Here is a 19,991-nt window from a genome sequence, read left to right on the forward strand (position 1 = left end):
TCCCAAAGTCAAAGTCCGCCCTGGGCCGGACGCTGGGTTGTCATTTCCGCTTCAAGGTGCGGTTGCGCGCTGTTCAGGCGTGCGGCCAGCTGTTGTGCCTGTTCCCATCCCAGCGCGGGCTCCAGCCAGTCGAGCGCATCGTCGGCGCTGAAGGCCAGGACCCGCTGCTGCTGGTTGACGATGTCGCCATACGTCACCAGGGCCAGGCCGTCACAGCCAAACGGGGTCTCGCTGGCCTGGGCCAGGGCGGCCAGGAAGATTGGCGCCGATTGCCGCGAAGTGGTGTAGGTGAGGCGTTGCGCCTGGGAGGGCGAGGTGGGGGCTTGCGATTCATACCAACCCTCCACGGCGACCAGTACGCGGCCCTCGTGCTTGATGGGATCGAAGACCTTGGAGCGCATCACCAGATGCAAGGGCAGATGGGTCAGCGGCGGCATCGTTCCGACCGACCAGATCGGCGACCAACCCCAGCGAACCTTGATGCACTCCAGGTGCCCGCCGCGACGACGAATGGCGCTGACCTGCATGTCTGGCTTGATCAGGCTCTGGCGGTCCTGGGCCTTGGGCGGTGTTGTCACGTGCAGGTCCAGGGGCGTCACGCTTGCACCGAAACGGCTGCCGGGCGTGTCTCGCTGGGCGAAATACGCCAGGGAGTCTTTTGAAGAAACGTGTTGAACAAGACTGTCACACATAACGAAAACTCCCGGCAGTGAAACGCAAAGCATTCCCGATGTACCCGCCGTTCAGGCCGTGACGGTCGAAGCGCATCATCGTGGCTTTCAGCGGTGTCATGTAGGTCCGAGCCGTGGCGAATGGCTTGGTTCGAAAATCCTTGCGGCGGGGAGACGAGCGGGCAAAGGGGTGAATGCATGACCGCCATCGCGAGCAGGCTCGCTCCCACAATGGATTTGTGGTGGGGCAGGATTTTTAGCTACGCAGCCGAACCCCTGTGGGAGCGAGCCTGCTCGCGATAGCGGTGTATCAGCTTGCGGGGAGGTTGGCTGTGCTGACGCCATCGCGAGCAAGCTCGCTCCCACGCTGTTGTGCATTGATGAAATCCACAAAAGCCCTCAGCGGCGAGGGCAGGTAGCGGCGGCCGGGGTAGTAGAGGAATGGCCCGGTAAAGCGCTGCCACCAGGGTTCGAGTACCGGCTCGAGGGCGCCGCTGTCCAGGTAGGGCCGCAACCAGTCCTCGAACAGATGGACAATGCCCAGCCCATCCACCGCAGCCTGTACCGCCAGGTCCATCGCGCCGCCGATGCGCACGATCAACGGGCCGCTCGGGTCGACGCTCATCGTTTCGCCGTCACGTTCATATTCCCACAGGGGCAGGGCGCCGCTGGGAAACTTGCCCGTCAGGCAGGCATGCCCAAGTAGGTCCCGCGGATGCTCGGGGCGGCCCCTGGCGTCGAGGTAGGCCGGTGAAGCGGCCGTTGCAAAGCGCTGGAACCGTGGGCCGATGGGGATGGCAATCATGTCCTGCTCCAGGCGCTCGTCGTAGCGAATGCCGGCGTCACAGCCGGCCGCGAGCATGTCGACGAAGCTCTCCTCGGTGACCACTTCCAGGCGGATGTCGGGGTAGCTTTTCAGGAACGGCGTGATGATCGCCGGCAACACCAGCCGGGCCGCGCTGACCGGCACGTTCAGCCTGAGGGTGCCCGAAGGCCGGTCGCGAAAGTCGTTGACCACGTCCATCGCCGCCTCGACCTCGCCCAGGGCCGGGACGATGCGTTCCATCAACCGGGCACCGGCCTCGGTCGGGACCACGCTGCGGGTGGTACGGTTGAGCAGGCGTACACCGAGCCGGCCTTCCATCCGGCGTACGGCATCGCTGAGGCTTGAGGCAGACTTGCCGCTCAGTCGCGCGCCTTCACGAAAGCCCTTCGCATTGACCACGGCCACAAAGGCCAGCAAATCTTGAATATCCGTCGCCATTGTTCTCTCCACCGTACAACCCGTGCTGATTGCACCTGATTATCAAGGGAATGGTCAACGCCTATAGTCGGCCCACTCACATTGATCCGAGGGCGACGAGATGAACATTGCAGGCAAGGCAGGCAGCTTCTTACTGGGCGATCGCACGGTCAAACGCATGGGCTACGGCGCGATGCAGTTGGCGGGGGCCCAGGTCTTCGGGCCGCCGAAAGATCCGGCGACCGCCATCGCCGTGCTGCGCGAAGCAGTGGCGAGCGGGGTCAACCACATCGACACCGCCGATTTCTACGGGCCCCATGTCACCAACCAGCTGATCCGCGAAGCGCTGCACCCTTACGCCCAGGACTTGGTCATCGTCACCAAGGTCGGCGCTGTTCGCGGTGCCGACGCGTCCTGGAACCCGGCCCACAGCCCAGCCGAGTTGACCCGTGCGGTCCACGACAATCTGCGCAACCTGGGCGTGGAGGTATTGGACGTGGTCAACCTCAGGGTGTGGGGCGACCTGCATTCGCCCACCGAAGACTCCATCGAAGAGTCGTTCACGACATTGGCCGAGCTGCAGCGCCAGGGCCTTATCCGTCACCTGGGCCTGAGCAACGTCACGGCCGCGCAGGTCAAGCAGGCCCAGGGCATTGCCCAGGTGATCTGTGTGCAGAACCACTACAACCTGACTCATCGCGACGACGAACAACTCATCGCTGACCTGGGCCGGCAGGGCATCGCCTACGTGCCGTTCTTCCCCCTGGGTGGCTTCACACCGCTGCAATCGGAAACCCTTTCCAGCGTGGCGACGCGCTTGCAGGCATCACCGCTGTGCGTGGCCCTGGCGTGGTTGCTGCAACGAGCGTCGAATATCCTGCTGATTCCCGGTACGTCGTCGGTGGCGCACCTGCGGGAAAATCTCACGGCGAGTGAACTGAAGATCCCTGCGCCGATGCTGGCCGAGTTGGACGGGTTGGTTGGGGCAGTCTAAAAGGCGCGGTCTAGCTGCAATGCCATTCACGTGAGTACCTGCCATGAACCTCAGATGAACAGCATCAGCGTCTAGGCATCGCTTTTGTCCGTTTCGTTGCGATGGTGTTCCTGCCAGTTGTCGACGGGGCGGGCACGGTCTTCGTTGAACATGTCCGTGAGCAGCGCATTGGCGCGCCGGTAGGCATCGTGGCGGAACTTGAGGTCATCTTCCGGCTGGGCGACGATTTCCTCCAGCATCTTGAGGTTCAGCCGTCGGAACTGGTCAGCCCGTTCGCGCGCTTCGTAAGCCCCGACGCCCATGTGCTCCAGCGCACTGCGACCCAATGACAGCGCGCTCTCGAAGGTTTCCCGCTCGGCCGCCTCCACGCCCATCTGCCGCAGGGTGATGAGGTGGCCCATGTCCCGCGCCCGCACGATCAACTGCAACGCAGGGAAGTGCTCCTGGGCCAGTCGGGTCAGTGCCAGGTTGTCTTCCCGATCGTCGATCGCATTGATCAACACCACCGCTTGGGCCGCGCCGGCTGCGTGCAGCAGATCGAGGCGCGTGGCATCGCCATAAAAGACTTTCACGCCGAATTTGCGCAGCGTCTCGATGTTGTCCGGGTCGTGATCCAATACCACCACCTCGACGCCGCAAGACATCAACAGACGTCCGGCGATCTGCCCGAAACGCCCGAACCCGGCGATGATCACCCGTGGATTCTGCTGGTCGACGAGGTCGGATTCGCGTTTGTTTTTCTTGGCAACGGACTCGAATCGATCCAGCAACACGATCAGCAAGGGCGTCAGGCACATGGACAAGGCCACCGCCAGGGTCAGGCTCTTGCCCCATTGATCGGTCAAGATGCCGGCCACGGTCGCCGCACCAAACACCACGAAGGCGAACTCGCTGCCTTGGCCCAGCAACACCGCCTGCCAGGAGCGCTGGCCGGCGGGGACGTTGAGGAACCGGCCCGCCATCTTGATCACCAGCAGCTTGATCAGAATGAAACCCAACGTCAGGGTGACGACCTTCAGCGGTGTGTTGATCAGGGTGCCGAAATCGATCGACATGCCGACACCGATGAAGAACAAGCCCAACAGCAGGCCTTTGAACGGCTCAATGTCGCTTTCCAGCGCATGGCGGTATTCGGAGCTGGCGAGCAGGACCCCGGCGAGGAACGCGCCCATGGCCATCGACAAACCGGCCTCTTCCAGCAGAAAGCCGAAGCCGAACACCAGGAACAGCGCGACGGCACTGAATATCTCGCGCAAGCCTGAGCGTGCCGCGAAGCGCAGTAGCGGCCGTGTCACGTAGCGTCCCAACAGCACGACGATGGCGATGGCGGCGACGATTTTGCCAATCGATAGCAACAACGCCGTGCCCGAAGGCGTGTCGCCGTGGGCCGACAACAGCGGAATCATCGCCACCAGCGGAATCGCCGCGATGTCCTGGAACAGCAGCACGGCAAAGCTGCTACGGCCGACGGCGGTGGCGGTCAGGTTGCGTTCGCTCATCGCCTGCATGGCGATGGCCGTGGAGGACAGGCTCAGGGTCAGGCCGACCAGCAGCGCTGCGGTCCAGTTCAGGCCAAGGGCCGTGCAGAACAAGCCAATGGCAGCGCCACAGGCGAGCATCTGCAGGGCGCCACCACCAAACACCATCTTGCGCAGGGCCCAGAGCCGTTTGGGGTCGAGCTCAAGGCCGATGATGAACAGCATCAGCACCACGCCGATTTCAGCGAATTCCAGAATGGCCTTTACGTCGGTAATCAGCTTCAGCCCCCATGGGCCGATGATGCACCCGGCCAGCAGGTAACCCAATACCGGACCCAGGCCAAACCGAACGGCAATCGGTACGATCAGCGTCGCCGAGGCCAGGTAGATCAGCATTTCAATCAGGCTGTGCGTCTCCATTTCAATCTTCCTTCCAGGCGGCCAGGCGTTCGCCGTAGTGTTCGATTTGTGCGTGTTGGGCCTCGGGGTCGGCGGCATAGGCGCCATGCACGACCACCGGCTCCAGCCAGCGCATGCCGCAGTAAATGGCCGTGGCGTGGAGCGGTTGGGCCAGCGCCGAAAAATCGGGGTAGTCGCCGATCGCAAAATGCGCGTGATCGCCACCGGTGGTAACGGCCCACAGCAAGCGCTTGCCTTTGAGGGCGATGGCGTCTTTACCGTAGGCCCAGCCGTGGGTGAATACCTTATCGATCCACAGTTTCAGCAGGGGCGGTGTGCTGTACCAGTACATCGGGTGCTGGAGGACGACAAGCTCTGCTTGTTCCACCGCTCGCTGTTCCGCCTCGACGTCGATGTCGAAGTTGGGGTAAAGCTCGTAGAGCGAACGTATGATCACGTCCGGGTTGGTCGACACTCGCTTGAGCATCTGCTGGTTGACCCGCGATTTGTCGGGGTAGGGGTGCGCATAAATGATAAGAATCATCGGTGAATTCCTTAGTTTGGCTCCGTCGATTCCTGTCTGTCGTGAGCGCGAACGATGGCATTGAGTCGGGCGATACAAACAAGAGCACCTTCCTGGAACAGGGTCCAGGCCGGAAAAACCGGACATCCTACCGAGGAAGGCGCTGATTGTTTAGAGCGGATCGGTACATCGGGCACTTCAGTCAAGCGGCAGCGAGACCCTGGCCTCCAACCCGCCGCCGCGTCGATTCCTCAGGGTCAGCGTGCCGCCATGCTCCAGCACTGTCGCCCGGGCCGCCGACAGGCCCAGCCCGACGCCGCCGGTGTGCTTGTTGCGAGAGCCTTCGATGCGAAAGAACGGCGTGAAGACCTGCTCAAGGTGTTGCGCGGCGATGCCTGGTCCGCGATCCAGAATGCAAATGTCCACACTGATTGGCGTCGGCCTCGAGTCGAACAGTCGGCGCGTTGCCATATTTGATTGCGTTGTCGATCAGGTTGACCAAGGCGCGTTTGATGCCGATGGGGCGGCCGACATAAACCAAGCGGTGGGCGTCATCGAATGCGACCTCGGTGCCGGCGTCCTTGAGGTCATCGACGATGGTGTGCAGCAGCTCGGCCAGGTCGAACGCGGTGGCATGTTCCAGGCGGGCATCGTCGCGGAAGAATTCCAGGGCTGAGTTGATCATCGCCTGCATTTCGTCCACGTCCCTGAACAAGCGCGATTGCTGCTCGGCATCCTCGATGAATTCCCCGCGCAGGCGCATGCGCGTCAACGGTGCGCGCAAGTCATGGGAGATGGCGGCGAGCATCTGCGTGCGGTCTTGCAGAAAGTGCTTGAGCTGGGCCTGCATGGCATTGAAGGCGAGGATAGCCTGGCGGATTTCGTGGGGGCCGATGACCGGAATCGGTGGTGCCTGGTGGTCGACGCCGAAGCGCCGGGCGCCTTCGGCAAAGCGTTGCAAGGGTGCTGCCAGGTGTCGCGTGGCGATCAGCGCGACGATAATCGTCGACACCAGGATCAGCGCCAGCATGATCAGGCTGCGCTCCCATTCCTCCAGTCCCCAACTGCGCGCAGGCAGGGAAAACACGACCCACGAGTGGTCGGTCAATTCGATCATCGCGGCGTAGCGTGCGCCGGGCTGGCCGGCGTGCCAATCGCTTGGCTCATAGCCCTCGATCCTCGCATCGGGCCGGCCCAACAGTTGGCGCAACCGCAGTGCGCCATCGTTGTATTCGGGGTCGTCGATCACTGGCAGCTTGGCATCTTCATGGCGTTGGAGCCATTGCGCGTTGAAGCTCTGGTCACTGGCCGCCCTGGCAATGGTGGGCCGCTGTTCGGGCGCTGCCGAGTCGATGATGCGTGTGATGGCGGCGACCTTTTCAATCAGGCCGGTTTCCATCAGGGGCGGGCGGGCCCAGGCATCAGCCAGTTGGCTGAACAACGCGTTAAGGGCCAGCAATGTCAGCATGGCGACCAGGGTGGTCAGGGCGATCCACCGCGCCAGCGTATCCCTTGGCTGTCGAGTGTATTTCATCGCTTCACCACGTGGGGGCTGAAGAGGTAGCCGCTGTTGCGCACGGTACGGATCATCGATACGCCGCTGAGATCGGTCTCCAACTTGCGCCGCAATCGACTGACCTGGACATCGATGCTGCGGTCAAACGCATCGAAGGTTTCGCCGCGCGCCAGGTCCAGCAACTGCTGGCGGGTCAGCACCCGGCGCGGGTGTTCGGCAAACACCAGCAGCAGTTCGAACTCCCCGGTGGACAGCGGGATCATGACCTTGTCCGGTGAACGCAGTTCGCGCCGGGTGACGTCCAGTTGCCAGTTTTCGAACTCCAGGATTGGCCGGGAGGAGTCGTTCAGCGTGTCCCTGGCTTCACCGGTGCGCCGCAGCACGGCACGCACCCGGGCCAACAGCTCGCGGGCGTCGAACGGCTTGGTCAGGTAATCGTCCGCCCCCAGCTCCAGGCCGACGACGCGGTCACTCAATTCGCCCATGGCGGTGAGCATGATGATGCCGACCGTGTGCTCGGCCCGCAATCGTTGGCAGAGCACCAGGCCGTTGTCGCCCGGCAGCATGACGTCGAGGATGATGAGGTCCGGCACCCGCCGTTCCACCGCCTGCCACAAGGCGGTGCCGTCGGCGGCCACATCCACGCTGTAGCCATGTTGTTCGAGGAACTTGCGCAAGAGGGCGAGGACTTCGAGGTCATCGTCCACCAGTAATAAATGGCTCACGGTGGGCACGCAGGGTAATGAATACAGGAGGCGATACTAGGGTCAATCCAGGGCCTGCGTCATATATTTCAATCCGGCAATAAAGTTGCCGGCGGGCAATATTCTGGAAATCTCCAGGTAAAAAAACAGCGGCAGGATGGCCTCGATGTCAGTCAGTTAAAAAATAGTCAGTCCTACACAAAACTTGTGGCGAGGGGATTTAGCGAAACGTCGCCCCCGCTGTGGGAGCAAAGCTTGCTCGCGAAACAGGCGCCTCGATATCTGAAAGTCCGCGTCGCCTTCATCGCGGGCAAGCCTTGCTCCCACAGCAAACATCCTCCTCTTCACAAGAGCTGTGTCCGGCACCGTTTCTTAGCTGATCGGCAGCATCCCATTTCTCGCCGAGATCACCCTGTATGCCGATCACCAGACCCGCTCCGTTGTTTGTTCGATCCACCGTTGTGGTTGTATTGACGGCACTCGCCAGCGGTTGCTCCAGCACACCAGCTGCAAAACCAGGCTCCTGTGAACGCGCGACCTATACCGTTCACGATCCCGCAGAACCGGTCAACCGCGGCATCTTCGTGTTCAATCGGACCGTGGATGACTATGCGCTGGCCCCGGTTGCCCGTGGTTATCTCAAGCTGCCGGAGATGTTCCAGGCCGGCGTCCACAACTTCGTGGAGAACTTCGGTGAGCCCAAGGTGTTCATCAACGACTTGCTGCAAGGCAATGCACAACGCTCGGTCAACACACTGGGGCGGTTCGTCATCAACACCACCGCGGGCATCGTCGGGCTGATCGATGTGTCGGGCAAGCTGGGCATCGAGCGCCACAAGGCCGATTTCGGCCAGACCTTCGGCGTCTGGAACGTCGCCCCCGGACCGATCGTGGAACTGCCGTTGCTGGGCAGCGCCAACCTGAGAGACGCGACGGGCAAAGTGCTGAGTTTTGCCGTCGACCCGTTTGGCGGCAACAGCAGCACCGTCGATACCCTGGGTACGATCAACACCGTCGGCGGTGTTGTCGATGGCCGCGCCGAGGCATTGCCGCTAACCGACCAGTTGCAGACCGAACCGGATTACTACGCGGCGCTTCGTGATGCAACGGCGCAGCGGCGTGCCGATCTTGTCGCCCAAGGCAAGTTGGGAGCGGTGGTGCAGGAAGACCCGCAATGCCAGGACGGAGCCGCTGCAGATGAATAACCAGGCGTTGGTCCTGCATCGGCGAATGCGCGCGCTCGATCCGGATGTGCTGCATTGCCGTGAGGTTGAACTGCGGTTGGCCGAGGATGGTCGCCACGTGCTGCTCAACCGATATGTCGAGATGTATCGCCATGAACACGTCAGTTGGTGCGCCATCCAGCAGCATCGGGTGCCGTTGGCGAGGATGGTGCGCTGGATGGTCGATAACGGCGAGCAGGTGAGGGGTTAGTGGCAATTTGCTCCTGGAATACAACGGTATCTTGGGAGCGGATGCCATGAAACATTTCTACATAATTACGCATTAATAATGGTTGTACGACGTCGTATCTAATATGTTCGACTGTGGCCGTTTCTCACAAAAAAAATAAACGGAGATTCCATCCATGACGAGCATTCCTTCCGCTGAAGGCCAGGCTGCGGCGTCCACGCAAGGCCGTTTCGTTCGCCTGCTCAAGCTTCTCGGTCCCGGCATCATTGCGGTCCTTTCCTGGCTGGGCGCCGGCGACTTGATCACTTCATCCGTGGCCGGCGCGAATTATGGCTACGCGATGATGTGGGTACTGGCGGTCTCTCTGCTGCTGCGTTACCTGATCGTCAACATCATCGCGCGCTTCCAGCTCTGCAATAACCAGGGCATGACCATCCTGCAAGGTTATGCCCAGCTCAATCCGTTTTTCGCCTGGTTCCTGTTGGTGTATGCGTTGCTCATGGGGCACCTGATGAACGCCTACATGATCAAGGGGCTGGCGAAGCCTTGGCCATGTTGCTCAAGATCGACTATCCAATGCTGTGTTCGGTGGCTGTGGTGTTGGCGGTGTGGATGCTCGTCGGGCGTAATATCTATTCGATGATCGAAGGCGTGATGAAAGGGCTGCTGGCGATCATGACGCTGGCGTTCCTGGCCCTGGCGGTGATGTCCGGCCCGGATGTCGCCGGCATCGTCAGAGGCACCATCGGCTTCAGTATCCCGCCCGATGAAGGGGTTCACGGCGCGTTGCTGGTAGCCGTCTCGGTGATCGGTGCGGTGGCCGGTTCGATCGCCAACTTCGTTCATCCGTATGTCATGCGCCAGAAGGGCTGGGTAGGGCCTGAACACAAGCGTATCCAGCGTAACGACCTGCTGTTTGCGGTGTTTGTCGGGATCATCATCAACCTGGCCATCTGGATCGTCGGCGCGGAAATCCTGCGGCCCAACGGCATCGAGGTCAATACCCTGGGCGATTTGGGCAAGGCCCTGGAAATGTTCTTCGGTTCGATCGGTTGGTACGTGTTCTTTATCGGTGTGTTCGCCACGCTGTTCGCCAGCATCTCCGGCAAGACCACGGCGTTCCCGATGCTCATCACCGACGCCTTCCAGCACGTACGGCCCGAGCGCCGGGAACGTTACGGCAAAGAGTTCCACCGTGACCCGATGCACAAATGGTTCATGCTGTTCATTCTCGTGACGCCACTGATCTGGTCGCTCCCCGGCATGCCGGACTTCGTCACGCTGACCATCGGCGTCAACGCGCTGAACATCATCGGCTTGCCGGTGATTTCCCTGGGCCTGCTGATCATGTCCAACCAGAAGTCCCTGCTGGGCAAGGAATACCGCAACAACCTGTTCGAGAATATTGCGCTGGTGTTTGCCACCGGCCTGGCGTTGTGGGTTGCGTTTCAGTTGGGCGTCGATCTGTTCACCTGAGGCCCGGTAACCTGCAACTTTCGGGGGGACTGCTAGACTTTATCGTCCAGTCCCATTCGGAGAGCCGGCATGAACAATAAAAACAGGATATGCCTCTGGTACGACGGTACCGCACAGGAAGCTGCGGAGTTCTACGCCAAGACGTTTCCCGACAGTGCGGTGAACGCTATCCATCTTGCCCCGGGCGATTATCCGTCGGGCAAGCAAGGCGATGTGATCACCGTGGATTTCACGGTGATCGGCATCCCTTGCATCGGCCTCAACGGCGGGCCGACGTTCAAGCACAACGAGGCTTTTTCATTTCAGATCGCAACCGATGACCAGGCCGAAACGGACCGCTTGTGGAACGCGATCATCGACAACGGCGGCCAGGCGAGCGCCTGCGGCTGGTGCAAGGACAAGTGGGGGCTGTCGTGGCAGATCAGCCCTCGCGTGTTGGTTGACGCGGTCACCAGTTCCGATAAAGCGGTCGCCAAGCGTGCCTTCGAGGCCATGATGACGATGACCAAGATCGACATTGCCGCGATTGAAGCCGCGGTGAAAGGCTAGCCGACGAATCACCACCATCATTCCCCCTGTGGGAGCGAGCTTGCTCGCGATAGCGCCGGCACAGCCAACATTGATGCAAACTGACCCACCGCTATCGCGAGCAAGCTCGCTCCCACATTGGTGGGTGGTGACTTCGATTTTTCGACCAGCACAGATCCCCCTGTGGGAGCGAGCCTGCTCGCGAAGGCGCCGGTACAGCCACCTTGATGCAGCGGACCTATAGAGTGGTTTCAGGCAACCTGGCTATCACCTTGATCTCGAACTGAAACCCATACAGCCACGTCACGCCCACCGCCGTCAGCGTCGGATGCGGCGCGCTGCCCCAGAACTCGGGCACGACGCTCCAGACCCGCTCGAAGGTTGATTCGGGATCGACCATGAAGACCGTAACGTCCACCACATCTTCAAAACTGCAACCGGCGGCAGCAAGAATCGCCTTCAGGTTGTTGAACGCCAGCCGAACCTGAGCTTCCAGGTCGGGCTCCGGCGAACCTTCTTCGGTGCTACCAACCTGTCCCGAGACGAACAGAAAACCATTGGAGCGAATCGCCGGCGAATAGCGATTACGCTCATAGAGTGCCTGGCGTCCAGGCGGGAAAACCACGTCGCGCTGTGTCATGAATACCTCCATCAAAGAGTGGGTTCCAAACGATGAACTCACTCTAGGGGCTTGTGTCCAGGCGATAAACGAGCAACCTTGGCGATCACTGTTTGTAGAAACCAAACAATCGGATCGACACCCGAGGCACAAATGGATCGTTTTGATGCGATGCAAGCGTTCGTTCGAGTCGTGGAGGCGGGCAGCTTCACCAAGGCGGCTGAAACCCTGCACATGAGCAAGACCACCGTGACCCAATTGGTGCAGCAGCTCGAGGCTCGGTTGCGGGTCAAGTTGCTCAACCGCACCACGCGCAAGGTCAACGTCACCGCCGATGGCGCGGTCTATTACGAGCGGGTGATCCGGCTGCTGGCCGATATGGACGATGCCGAGACCAGCGTGTCCGGCGCCCAGGCGTTACCTCGCGGACGACTGCGGGTGGACGTGCCGAGCCCGCTGGCGGCGATGATCCTGATACCGGCCTTGCCAACGTTCTACGGGCGATACCCGGACATCCAGATCGACATGGGCGTCAGCGATCGCATCGTCGATATGCTCGATGAGAATGTCGATTGCGTGGTGCGCGGTGGTGAGTTGAGGGATCAGTCGCTGATCGCCCGGCGTGTCGGCGACCTTGCCCTTGGTGTCTTTGCCGCGCCGAGTTACCTGGCACGGTTCGGCATGCCCGCGCATCCGCGCGAACTGGAAGATTCGCACCACCGCACCGTGGGTTTCCTGTGGGCACGCACCGGCAAATCCTTGCCCTACGCCATGCGTCGTGACGGTGAGCTGCTTCACGTCAAAGGGCGCTACGCGCTGGCCATCGACGACGGCAACGCTTACCTCGCGGCCGGTTTGGCAGGGCTGGGTGTGCTCTGGCTGCCCAAGTACATGTCCGGGCCTCATCAAGCGCAGGGCGGTTTGGTGCCGCTGTTCGAAGACTGGCACCTCGAGCCGATGCCGCTGTATCTGGCCTATCCACCGAACCGGCACATCAGCGCCAAGTTGCGGGTGTTCATCGATTGGGTCGTGGAGCTGATGGCGCAACATGCGCCGGTTGACGCCAAGGGAAGGGCGCAATGATCGCCGAAGGACTCGTTGCACTGCTGGACTACACCCTGTATCTGCTGCCGGGCCTGGTGCTCTTCGGCCTCTGGTTCGCGTTGACACCCAAGATCCAGACAGCGTTGCGCATCGTGGTTTTGCTATTGGCATTCGTGTTGATGCGCGACGCCATGACGCCCTTGGGCATGTGGTCCCTGAATGGCGATCTGCAGATTGGTTTTCTGGCCAACCCGTTTGTGCTGGCGATGTTGGGCGTTTCGTCGCTGCTGTTGGTCGCGTTGAGCGCGCGCCTGTTGCCGGACTTGTGGCAACTGGTGGTTCTATTCAAAGGCAATCGACTGGCTGGCCTGGTCCTGGGCATCGCCGTGGGTTGCCTGATCGGTTTGCCGCTGCGGCTTTATCAAGGGGCTGAAACGGTGATTCCAGGTTATTGGCCCTGACTACTCGGCATGGCGGTGCTGGCCTATGGCGCTAACGCGCTGGAAGAAGTGCTGTTTCGTGGCTTCTTGCTGGGTTACCTCGAACTGCATGTCAGCGCCCTGCGAGCAGCGCTGATCAGTGCCGTGGCGTTTTCTGCGTTGCATGCTTTTCTCGCCTTGAGCGTTACCCAACTCGGTTGGCCCGTGTTGCTGTTTACGCTGATAGAGGGCCTGGCCTGCGGGCTCATTTGTATGCGCTACGGCGTCGTGGCATCGACCGCTACCCATGGGACGGCGATATTGCTGATTGCGGTGCCGATGGTGGGTAATCAGTGAGTTAAACCAGTCATGATTAATCAAAGAGACGACCTGAAAAACGCCTGGCGCAGAAAAAACCGGCGTTATGCTTGAACGCTTGACCTCTTCCCCCAACTACCTTATTTTTCGGCGCCCCATCGGGGCGGCTGCCGATTTTTCGCTGCTTTCGCGTCATTCAAAAGGATTTGTTCATGAGTCGCGCTCAACGCGTTTTGTTGTTCGCCTGCCTATTCCCTTCGTTCGTTTTTTCCGCGCCGACCGCTGAGCGGGCCGAGCTGATGGCGGTCTATCGTCAGGCTGTTTCGCATAACTCCGACCTGGCGGCAGCCCGTGCCGATTACGCCGCTCAACAGGAATTGGTGCCGCAGGCACGGGCCAATCTATTACCCGTGATCAGCACGGGAGCCACGTTTGAAGCCACTCGCCTGTCGCGAGATGAGCCCGCGCTTGAACGGGGGCGCAGCGGCAATACGATCCAGGCCAACCTGAAACAACCCTTGGTCAACGCTGCATTCTGGTATGAATTCAAGGCTGCCAAGGCTAGCACTGTACAAGCGGCCCTGGAGTTGTCGGCCAAGGAGCAAGCGCTCATTCTGCAAACGGCGCAGGCCTATTTTGAAACGCTGCGTGCCACGGATGAGCTGGCGGCATCGGAGGCTGAGGAGACCGCGCTCAAGCAGCAAATGGATCAGGCGCAAGCACGTTTGAAGGGTGGACTGTCGAGCATCACGGATGTCCTGGATGCTGAGTCTGCTTTCGATAATGCCCAAGCCAATCGCCAACTGGCGCAGCGCAAGGTTGAAGACGCTTTCGAGCAACTGGTGCATTTGACCAATCAGCAATACACCAGTATCGAGGGCATGCAACATCAATTGCCGGTGCTGGCGCCGATTCCCAATGATACGAAGTCGTGGGTAGAAGGCGCTGTCGAGCAGAACCTGATGCTGTTGGCGAGCAACTACGCCGTCGAGGCCGCCGAAGAACGCTTGCGTCAGCGTCAATCCGGGCATGCGCCAACGGTCGATGCGGTGGCTTCCTATCGCAAGGGCGATAACGACAGTTTTGGCTACAGCAACCCGACTGATTTTGGTCGCGATGGTTACCGTGGAAACGTCGCCCAGAGCAGTGTCGCTGTGGAAGTGACCGTCCCGCTCTACAGCGGGGGGCGGGTCAGCTCCCAGGCCCATGAGGCTTATCAGCGGTTGACGCAAAGCGAGGAGTTGAGGGAAAGCCAGCGCCGGGAAGTGGTCCTGGATACCCGTAACTATTTGCGCGCCGTCAACTCCGACATCCAGCAGATAAAAGCCCGGCGGCAGACGATCCTGTCTAGCCAGAAATCCTTGAAGGCGTCCAAGGTCGGCGCGGATATCGGGACCCGCAACACCGTCGACGTGCTCAATGCCCAACGTCAACTCTTCAAGTCCGTGCGTGACTATAACGACGCGCGTTACGACTACATTCTCAATAACCTGCGTTTGAAACAGGCTGCCGGTACGCTGAGTGCCAACGACCTGCAACAGCTTGCCGTGTATCTGAAGGCAGACTACCAGCCGCAGCGTGATTTTCTTCCCCCTGAGCTGATGTAAGGCTCTGGCACAGGCGTTAGAAGACGGTTCCTGATCGACAGAGACCGAAAAATCGAATAATGTTTTTTTGATATCGTTCTTGACTCGGACCTTGGCGCCAAGCGGAACACCGTGCCCCCCCAAGGATGTCATGGGGACTCGCTAATGAATTTTCCGCATGGAAGCGTTTATGCAAGAACAAGGTACTTCTCCAGGGCCATCGGCGGCGCTGGACACGGGGCTGGCCTGTCTGGCCATGTTGGCGCGTTTTCACAACGTTGCCGTTTCCACAGAACAGCTTACCCACGAATACGTGGCTGAAGGGCAGTTGTTCGGCAAAGCCGAAATACTGCTGGCCACGCGTCAGCTTGACCTCAAGGCCAAGGCTATCCGCACCACATTCGAACGGCTCGGGCAAACGCCTTTGCCTGCGATTGCCTGTGCCAGTGACGGCGGGTTTTTCATCATTGCCCGTATGGACCAGGAAAAAATCCTGATCCATGACCCCAGGTCCCAACGCCCCGAGATGATCAGCGCCGAACTGCTTCAGGCACGCTGGGGCGGTGAGTTGATTCTCATACGGTCCCAGTCGTCGTTGGCGGGCGAGCTGTCCAAGTTCGATTTCACCTGGTTTATCCCGGCCATCGTCAAATATCGAAAGCTATTGGGTGAAGTACTGCTGGTTTCTTTCGTCCTGCAGATATTCTCGTTATTGACCCCGCTTTTCTTCCAGGTCGTCATGGACAAGGTGCTGGTGCACCACGGGCTCACCACGCTGGATGTGATCGCCATTGGGCTGCTGGGCATCATGTTGTTCGAGACAGTCTTGAGCGGGTTGCGCAGCTATGTGTTCGCGCACACGGCCAGTCGCATCGATGTTGAATTGGGCTCCAGGTTATTCCGGCACCTGGTGACGCTCCCTCTCTCGTATTTCCAGGCACGGCGGGTCGGTGACTCCGTCGCTCGGGTCCGCGAGCTTGAAAATATTCGCAGCTTTCTTACCGGCAACACCATTACGTTGGTGCTGGATGTGCTGTTTTCGGTGGTGTTCATCGCCGTGATGTTTTTCTACAGCGGCTGGTTGACGCTGGTGGTGCTGTTGTCACTGCCGTTGTACGTCGTGGTTTCCCTGTTGATTACACCGGTGCTGCGCGCCCGCTTGAACGAAAGCTTCGCCCGGGGCGCCGAGAACCAGGCCTTTCTGGTGGAGACGGTCAACGGCATCGACACGTTGAAATCCATGGCGGTCGAACCCCAGATCACCCGCAAATGGGACAACCAACTGGCGGCCTACGTCAGCGCCGGTTTCAAGACCCAGACCTTGTCGACTATCGCCAATGAAAGCGTCTCTCTGATAGGCAAGCTGGTGACTGTTGCAACCCTATGGCTTGGTGCCCGGCTGGTGATCGACGGGCAACTGTCGGTGGGCCAGTTGATTGCCTTCAACATGCTCGCAGGCCGGGTCGCGCAACCGATCATGCGCCTGGCTCAACTGTGGACCAATTTCCAGCAGACCGGTGTTTCGGTGCAGCGTCTGGGGGATATTCTCAACACGCGGACCGAGATGTCCCAGGCGACCCGCAGTGCATTGCCCGCATTGAAAGGACGGATCGAATTCGACCAGGTGCATTTCCGTTATCGCCCTGATGGCTCCGAGGTGCTGCGCAGCGTAGGCCTGGAAATAGGCGCTGGAGAGGTGATCGGCATCGTCGGACGCTCCGGCTCCGGCAAAAGTACACTGACCCGCCTGCTGCAGCGTCTCTTTGTCCCGGAGCGCGGCCGCGTCCTGGTCGATGGCATGGACCTGGCGTTGGCCGACGTTTCTTCACTGCGCCGGCAAATCGGCGTGGTGTTGCAGGACAACATGCTGTTCGCCCGCAGCATCCGCGAGAACATCGCATTGACTGATCCCGGGGCGCCGCTGGAGGCGGTCATGCAGGCGGCGAAAATGGCCGGGGCCCATGACTTCATTCTTGAGTTGCCCGAGGGCTACGACACGGTGGTCGGCGAGCACGGCGCTTCGCTGTCTGGCGGGCAACGTCAGCGCGTGGCGATTGCCCGAGCCTTGATCGGCAACCCGCGAATCCTGATTTTCGATGAAGCGACCAGTGCGCTGGACTATGAGTCGGAGCGGATCATCCAGCAGAACATGCAGGCCATTTGTAAAGGGCGAACAGTGATCATCATCGCCCACCGGCTTTCGGCGGTGCGCGATGCCAACCGGATTGTCGTCATGGATCGCGGACAGATCGTCGAACAGGGCACCCATCAGGAGCTCCTGGCCCATCAAGCGGGACACTATTCTCGCTTGCACCGTTTGCAACAAGGATAGTTGGCATGAGCGAACCCTCAGCAACACGCGCGTTGTTGCGACGCTATCGGACTGCCTGGCGCCAGGCATGGCGCCATCGTAAACAGCTGGACACGCCGAATCGGCTTGCCCACGAAGTGCAGTTCCTGCCGGCCGCGCTCGCCTTGCAGGATCAACCTGCTCACCCTGCGCCACGCTACATCCAATGGACCATCATGGGCTTCGCCGCGCTGGCGCTTGTGTGGGCCTGCGTCGGTGAAATCGAAGTGGTCGCCACGGCGCGCGGCAAGGTCGTGGCAAGCGGCAAGAGCAAGACCATCCAACCGAGCGAAGTGGCGGTGGTGAAAGCCATCCGGGTCTACGATGGGCAATGGGTCAAGGCCGGGGATGTCCTGGTGGAGTTGGACACCAGTGCGACCAGTGCTGACGTCAGTCGCTTCAAGAGTGACTTGCTGGCAGCAGAGGTCGATAGCGCCAGGGCCACGGCGTTGCTGGAGGCGATTCAAAGTGGCAAGGAACCCGGTTCTCTTGCCACTTACCTGCTTCAGGCCGATCCGCCGCAAGTGATGGCCGCACAACGCTGGCTTCAGGGGCAATATCTGGAGCTACGCAGCTCCCTGGATCAGGTCGATGCCGAAGTCGAGCAGCGCACGGCGGAAATCCAATCGGCCAAGGCGATGGTGGCCTCGCTGCAACAAACGCTGCCGATCACCCGCCGTTTGGCCCAAGACTATCGAGAGCTGCTCGATCAGCAATATGTGCCACGCCACGCCTACCTCGAAAAACAGCAGGCCCTGTTGGACCAGGAGCGGGACATGGCCGTGCAGCAGGCGCGCGTGATCGAACTCAATGCCAGCCGCAAGGAAGCCGAGCGCCGGCGCCAGGGCATCCTCGCCCAGACCCGCCGGGCAATGCTCGATTTGCAGCAGCAATCGGAACAGAAAGCGGCGGCACTGGCACAAGAACTGAAAAAGGCCGAACAACGCGATCACCTGATGAGCCTGACCGCGCCGGTGGATGGCGCCGTACAGCAACTGGCGATTCATACCGTGGGCGGCGTGGTGACGGCGGCCCAGCCGCTGATGGTGGTCGTGCCTAATGACCAGCCGATGGAAGTCGAGGCCATGCTGGAAAACAAGGACGTCGGTTTCGTTCGCCAGGGCCAGCCTGCCACGGTGAAAGTCGAAACCTTTACCTTCACCAAATTCGGCACGGTCGAAGGTGAAATTGTCAGCGTTTCCAACGACGCGATCGAAGACGAGAAGCGTGGCTTGATCTACAGCAGTCGCATTCGCTTGTTGCAGGATTCCATTCTGGTACACGGGAAAAAAGTGCCGTTGTCTCCCGGGATGTCGGTGACGGTGGAAGTGAAGACGGATCGCCGGAAGGTGATTGATTATTTCCTGAGTCCGTTGCAGCAGTATGCGGGTGAGAGTTTGCGGGAAAGATAGATTGGGTCACGGGGCATGTTATAGGCGATCGATCGTGGTGGTGTTGAGTTTTCTTTAAAGGACTGGGCGACCGAGGCAAAGCTGATGGAAGTTCTAGTGGATATGCTAAAGGTCATGGAATTTGCAGAGGGATAATGACTAATATTGGAGCTAATAAATATGGGTGAGGTTAAAACATTTTTGTATGGGATGTACGATGTTATCGTTTTTCCTTGCTTGGTATTTTTCATTTTTTGCATGGCTAGAATGAAAAAAGCCTATGCGTGCTCTCTGTTTGTCTTCGGCTGCAGTCTACCTGTTACGATGTATTGCTATATTGTATATATTTATGAAGGGCAAAGGGCCTGGGTCCACTGGGTTGTTGTCGCTATTGATCTTCTTGCGTTTTCTCAAATTGGTTGGTTGGGCGCTGCGTTAATGTTGTTCGGTTGCCTGGCCAATGAAGATAGGTTGAAAAAAACAGGTGTTGTGGTTTCCGGTATATCGGTTGCAAGTCATGGTTTTTTTTTAGTGGTTGGGCTGACGTGGAATTGGCTGTCCGTATAGCGGCAGCGCGATGGTTTAGAGAGAAGTGTGGGAAAAATGAAAAAATTATATGTCGGCGTATTTTTAGGTTTTCTCTTGGCTGTGTGCTCCGGCTATTTTATCTGGTTGTTTTCCGAGGCAGAAAAAATTCGTTGGATTCTAGATGTCGTTGGCGGCGAGGAAAGCCTGAATTCGCCTGTTCAACCAAGTCTTGATGAAGATTCGTTGTACGTCAAGGCTCTTCAGTTATCCCCTGATGAGCATATGTATGAGCGTGTGAAGGGTCTGAAGTTGTGTCAGGAAATGAAGGACGCTTGCTTGACTACAAATTTAACCGTTGCCAATTTTATATTGCTTAACAGTGCTGATGTTCTTGCGGCAAGAAATATAATCGAGGGTTATGCTCGTTATAACATCCTGCAGGCACAGCCCTGTCCGGCAAAATACGAAATTTCAGCAGTGATCAAGGACGTTCAGTTTGTTTCGACACTGTCTGGAATTGAGGCGGAGCGATTCGCCAGCGATCGTTTGGAAAAAATTAAAACGGACGGAGGGCTTGTTTTTTCATTGAGAACTCCTGAGTGTCGTCGTTATTTTGTCGCCAATCCATACATGGCGAAGGGGTACCTCGCGCACATGGCGTTGCTGGTGAGGGCGGCTCAAGGAAAAGCATCGTCGGGGTGGTTGTATCTGCTATCCCGTCCGGGTGTGTATTCGATTATTAAACAAGAGGGAATTTGAAAATGGCTCAAGATACACCACCCGGCACAAAG

General features: G+C 59.4%; 16 protein-coding genes and 3 pseudogenes. 12 read left to right on the forward strand and 7 right to left on the reverse strand.

Going from position 1 to position 19,991, the window contains the following annotated elements; translation table 11 throughout:
• Positions 1–8: 8 nt before the first annotated feature.
• Complete coding sequence (locus AB4O22_RS07690) at positions 9–692, reverse strand: SOS response-associated peptidase family protein (RefSeq protein WP_460096075.1); 684 nt, start codon at positions 690–692, stop codon at positions 9–11.
• Between the two features lie 289 nt (positions 693–981).
• Positions 982–1,935: a LysR family transcriptional regulator gene (locus AB4O22_RS07695; protein ID WP_460096076.1), complete on the reverse strand. Its 954-nt coding sequence runs from the start codon at positions 1,933–1,935 to the stop codon at positions 982–984.
• A gap of 100 nt (positions 1,936–2,035) precedes the next feature.
• On the opposite strand from AB4O22_RS07695, the gene AB4O22_RS07700 reads away from it, so the two are divergent.
• Positions 2,036–2,908 (forward strand): aldo/keto reductase family oxidoreductase, encoded by an 873-nt coding sequence (locus AB4O22_RS07700; RefSeq protein ID WP_223471651.1) that lies wholly within the window; start codon positions 2,036–2,038, stop codon positions 2,906–2,908.
• Between the two features lie 71 nt (positions 2,909–2,979).
• Here AB4O22_RS07700 and kefC read toward each other — a convergent pair whose 3' ends face one another.
• The 4 genes and pseudogenes from kefC to AB4O22_RS07720 form a co-directional block, all read right to left on the reverse strand.
• Positions 2,980–4,806, reverse strand: coding sequence for a glutathione-regulated potassium-efflux system protein KefC (kefC, locus tag AB4O22_RS07705; RefSeq protein ID WP_460096077.1), 1,827 nt, complete (start codon positions 4,804–4,806; stop codon positions 2,980–2,982).
• Between the two features lies 1 nt (position 4,807).
• Complete coding sequence (kefF, locus tag AB4O22_RS07710; RefSeq protein WP_039012409.1) at positions 4,808–5,329, reverse strand: glutathione-regulated potassium-efflux system oxidoreductase KefF; 522 nt, start codon at positions 5,327–5,329, stop codon at positions 4,808–4,810.
• Positions 5,330–5,506: 177 nt separating this feature from the next.
• A pseudogene (locus AB4O22_RS07715) lies at positions 5,507–6,842 on the reverse strand (sensor histidine kinase).
• Positions 6,839–7,549, reverse strand: coding sequence for a response regulator (locus AB4O22_RS07720; protein ID WP_223471653.1), 711 nt, complete (start codon positions 7,547–7,549; stop codon positions 6,839–6,841). The pseudogene AB4O22_RS07715 and the gene AB4O22_RS07720 overlap by 4 nt, the downstream one beginning before the upstream one ends.
• Positions 7,550–7,944: 395 nt before the next feature.
• Between AB4O22_RS07720 and AB4O22_RS07725 the strand changes: the two genes are divergently transcribed.
• From AB4O22_RS07725 to AB4O22_RS07740, 4 genes and pseudogenes are all read left to right on the forward strand, one after another.
• Positions 7,945–8,733, forward strand: a complete 789-nt coding sequence (locus AB4O22_RS07725) for an MlaA family lipoprotein (protein ID WP_027912011.1) — start codon at positions 7,945–7,947, stop codon at positions 8,731–8,733.
• Positions 8,726–8,962 (forward strand): hypothetical protein, encoded by a 237-nt coding sequence (locus AB4O22_RS07730; protein WP_027912012.1) that lies wholly within the window; start codon positions 8,726–8,728, stop codon positions 8,960–8,962. Before AB4O22_RS07725 ends, AB4O22_RS07730 begins: the two co-directional genes overlap by 8 nt.
• Before the next feature lie 154 nt (positions 8,963–9,116).
• Positions 9,117–10,417 (forward strand): annotated as a pseudogene (locus tag AB4O22_RS07735) (Nramp family divalent metal transporter).
• Positions 10,418–10,486: 69 nt separating this feature from the next.
• Complete coding sequence (locus tag AB4O22_RS07740; RefSeq protein WP_013693684.1) at positions 10,487–10,966, forward strand: VOC family protein; 480 nt, start codon at positions 10,487–10,489, stop codon at positions 10,964–10,966.
• Between the two features lie 217 nt (positions 10,967–11,183).
• Here the strand turns inward: AB4O22_RS07740 and AB4O22_RS07745 are convergent, their stop codons facing one another.
• Positions 11,184–11,585, reverse strand: a complete 402-nt coding sequence (locus AB4O22_RS07745) for a RidA family protein (protein ID WP_460096078.1) — start codon at positions 11,583–11,585, stop codon at positions 11,184–11,186.
• Between the two features lie 132 nt (positions 11,586–11,717).
• Between AB4O22_RS07745 and AB4O22_RS07750 the strand changes: the two genes are divergently transcribed.
• From AB4O22_RS07750 to AB4O22_RS07780, 7 genes and pseudogenes are all read left to right on the forward strand, one after another.
• Positions 11,718–12,647 carry a LysR family transcriptional regulator gene (locus tag AB4O22_RS07750; protein WP_038856067.1) on the forward strand — a complete coding sequence of 310 codons (930 nt, stop codon included), beginning with the start codon at positions 11,718–11,720 and terminating at the stop codon, positions 12,645–12,647.
• Positions 12,644–13,384: pseudogene (locus AB4O22_RS07755) on the forward strand (CPBP family intramembrane glutamic endopeptidase). The gene AB4O22_RS07750 and the pseudogene AB4O22_RS07755 overlap by 4 nt, the downstream one beginning before the upstream one ends.
• A 173-nt stretch (positions 13,385–13,557) precedes the next feature.
• Positions 13,558–14,952, forward strand: coding sequence for a TolC family outer membrane protein (locus tag AB4O22_RS07760; RefSeq protein ID WP_367861525.1), 1,395 nt, complete (start codon positions 13,558–13,560; stop codon positions 14,950–14,952).
• Between the two features lie 169 nt (positions 14,953–15,121).
• Positions 15,122–17,263, forward strand: coding sequence for a type I secretion system permease/ATPase (locus AB4O22_RS07765; protein ID WP_460096080.1), 2,142 nt, complete (start codon positions 15,122–15,124; stop codon positions 17,261–17,263).
• A gap of 5 nt (positions 17,264–17,268) precedes the next feature.
• Entirely contained in the window at positions 17,269–18,693 is a 1,425-nt protein-coding gene (locus tag AB4O22_RS07770; RefSeq protein ID WP_460096081.1) for an HlyD family type I secretion periplasmic adaptor subunit, read from the forward strand.
• 159 nt (positions 18,694–18,852) lie between these two features.
• Positions 18,853–19,239: a hypothetical protein gene (locus AB4O22_RS07775; protein WP_460096082.1), complete on the forward strand. Its 387-nt coding sequence runs from the start codon at positions 18,853–18,855 to the stop codon at positions 19,237–19,239.
• 36 nt (positions 19,240–19,275) lie between these two features.
• Complete coding sequence (locus AB4O22_RS07780; RefSeq protein ID WP_460096083.1) at positions 19,276–19,959, forward strand: hypothetical protein; 684 nt, start codon at positions 19,276–19,278, stop codon at positions 19,957–19,959.
• The last annotated feature ends 32 nt before the right edge of the window (positions 19,960–19,991 follow it).

It is taken from the genome of Pseudomonas sp. S3_B11, from assembly GCF_054667715.1.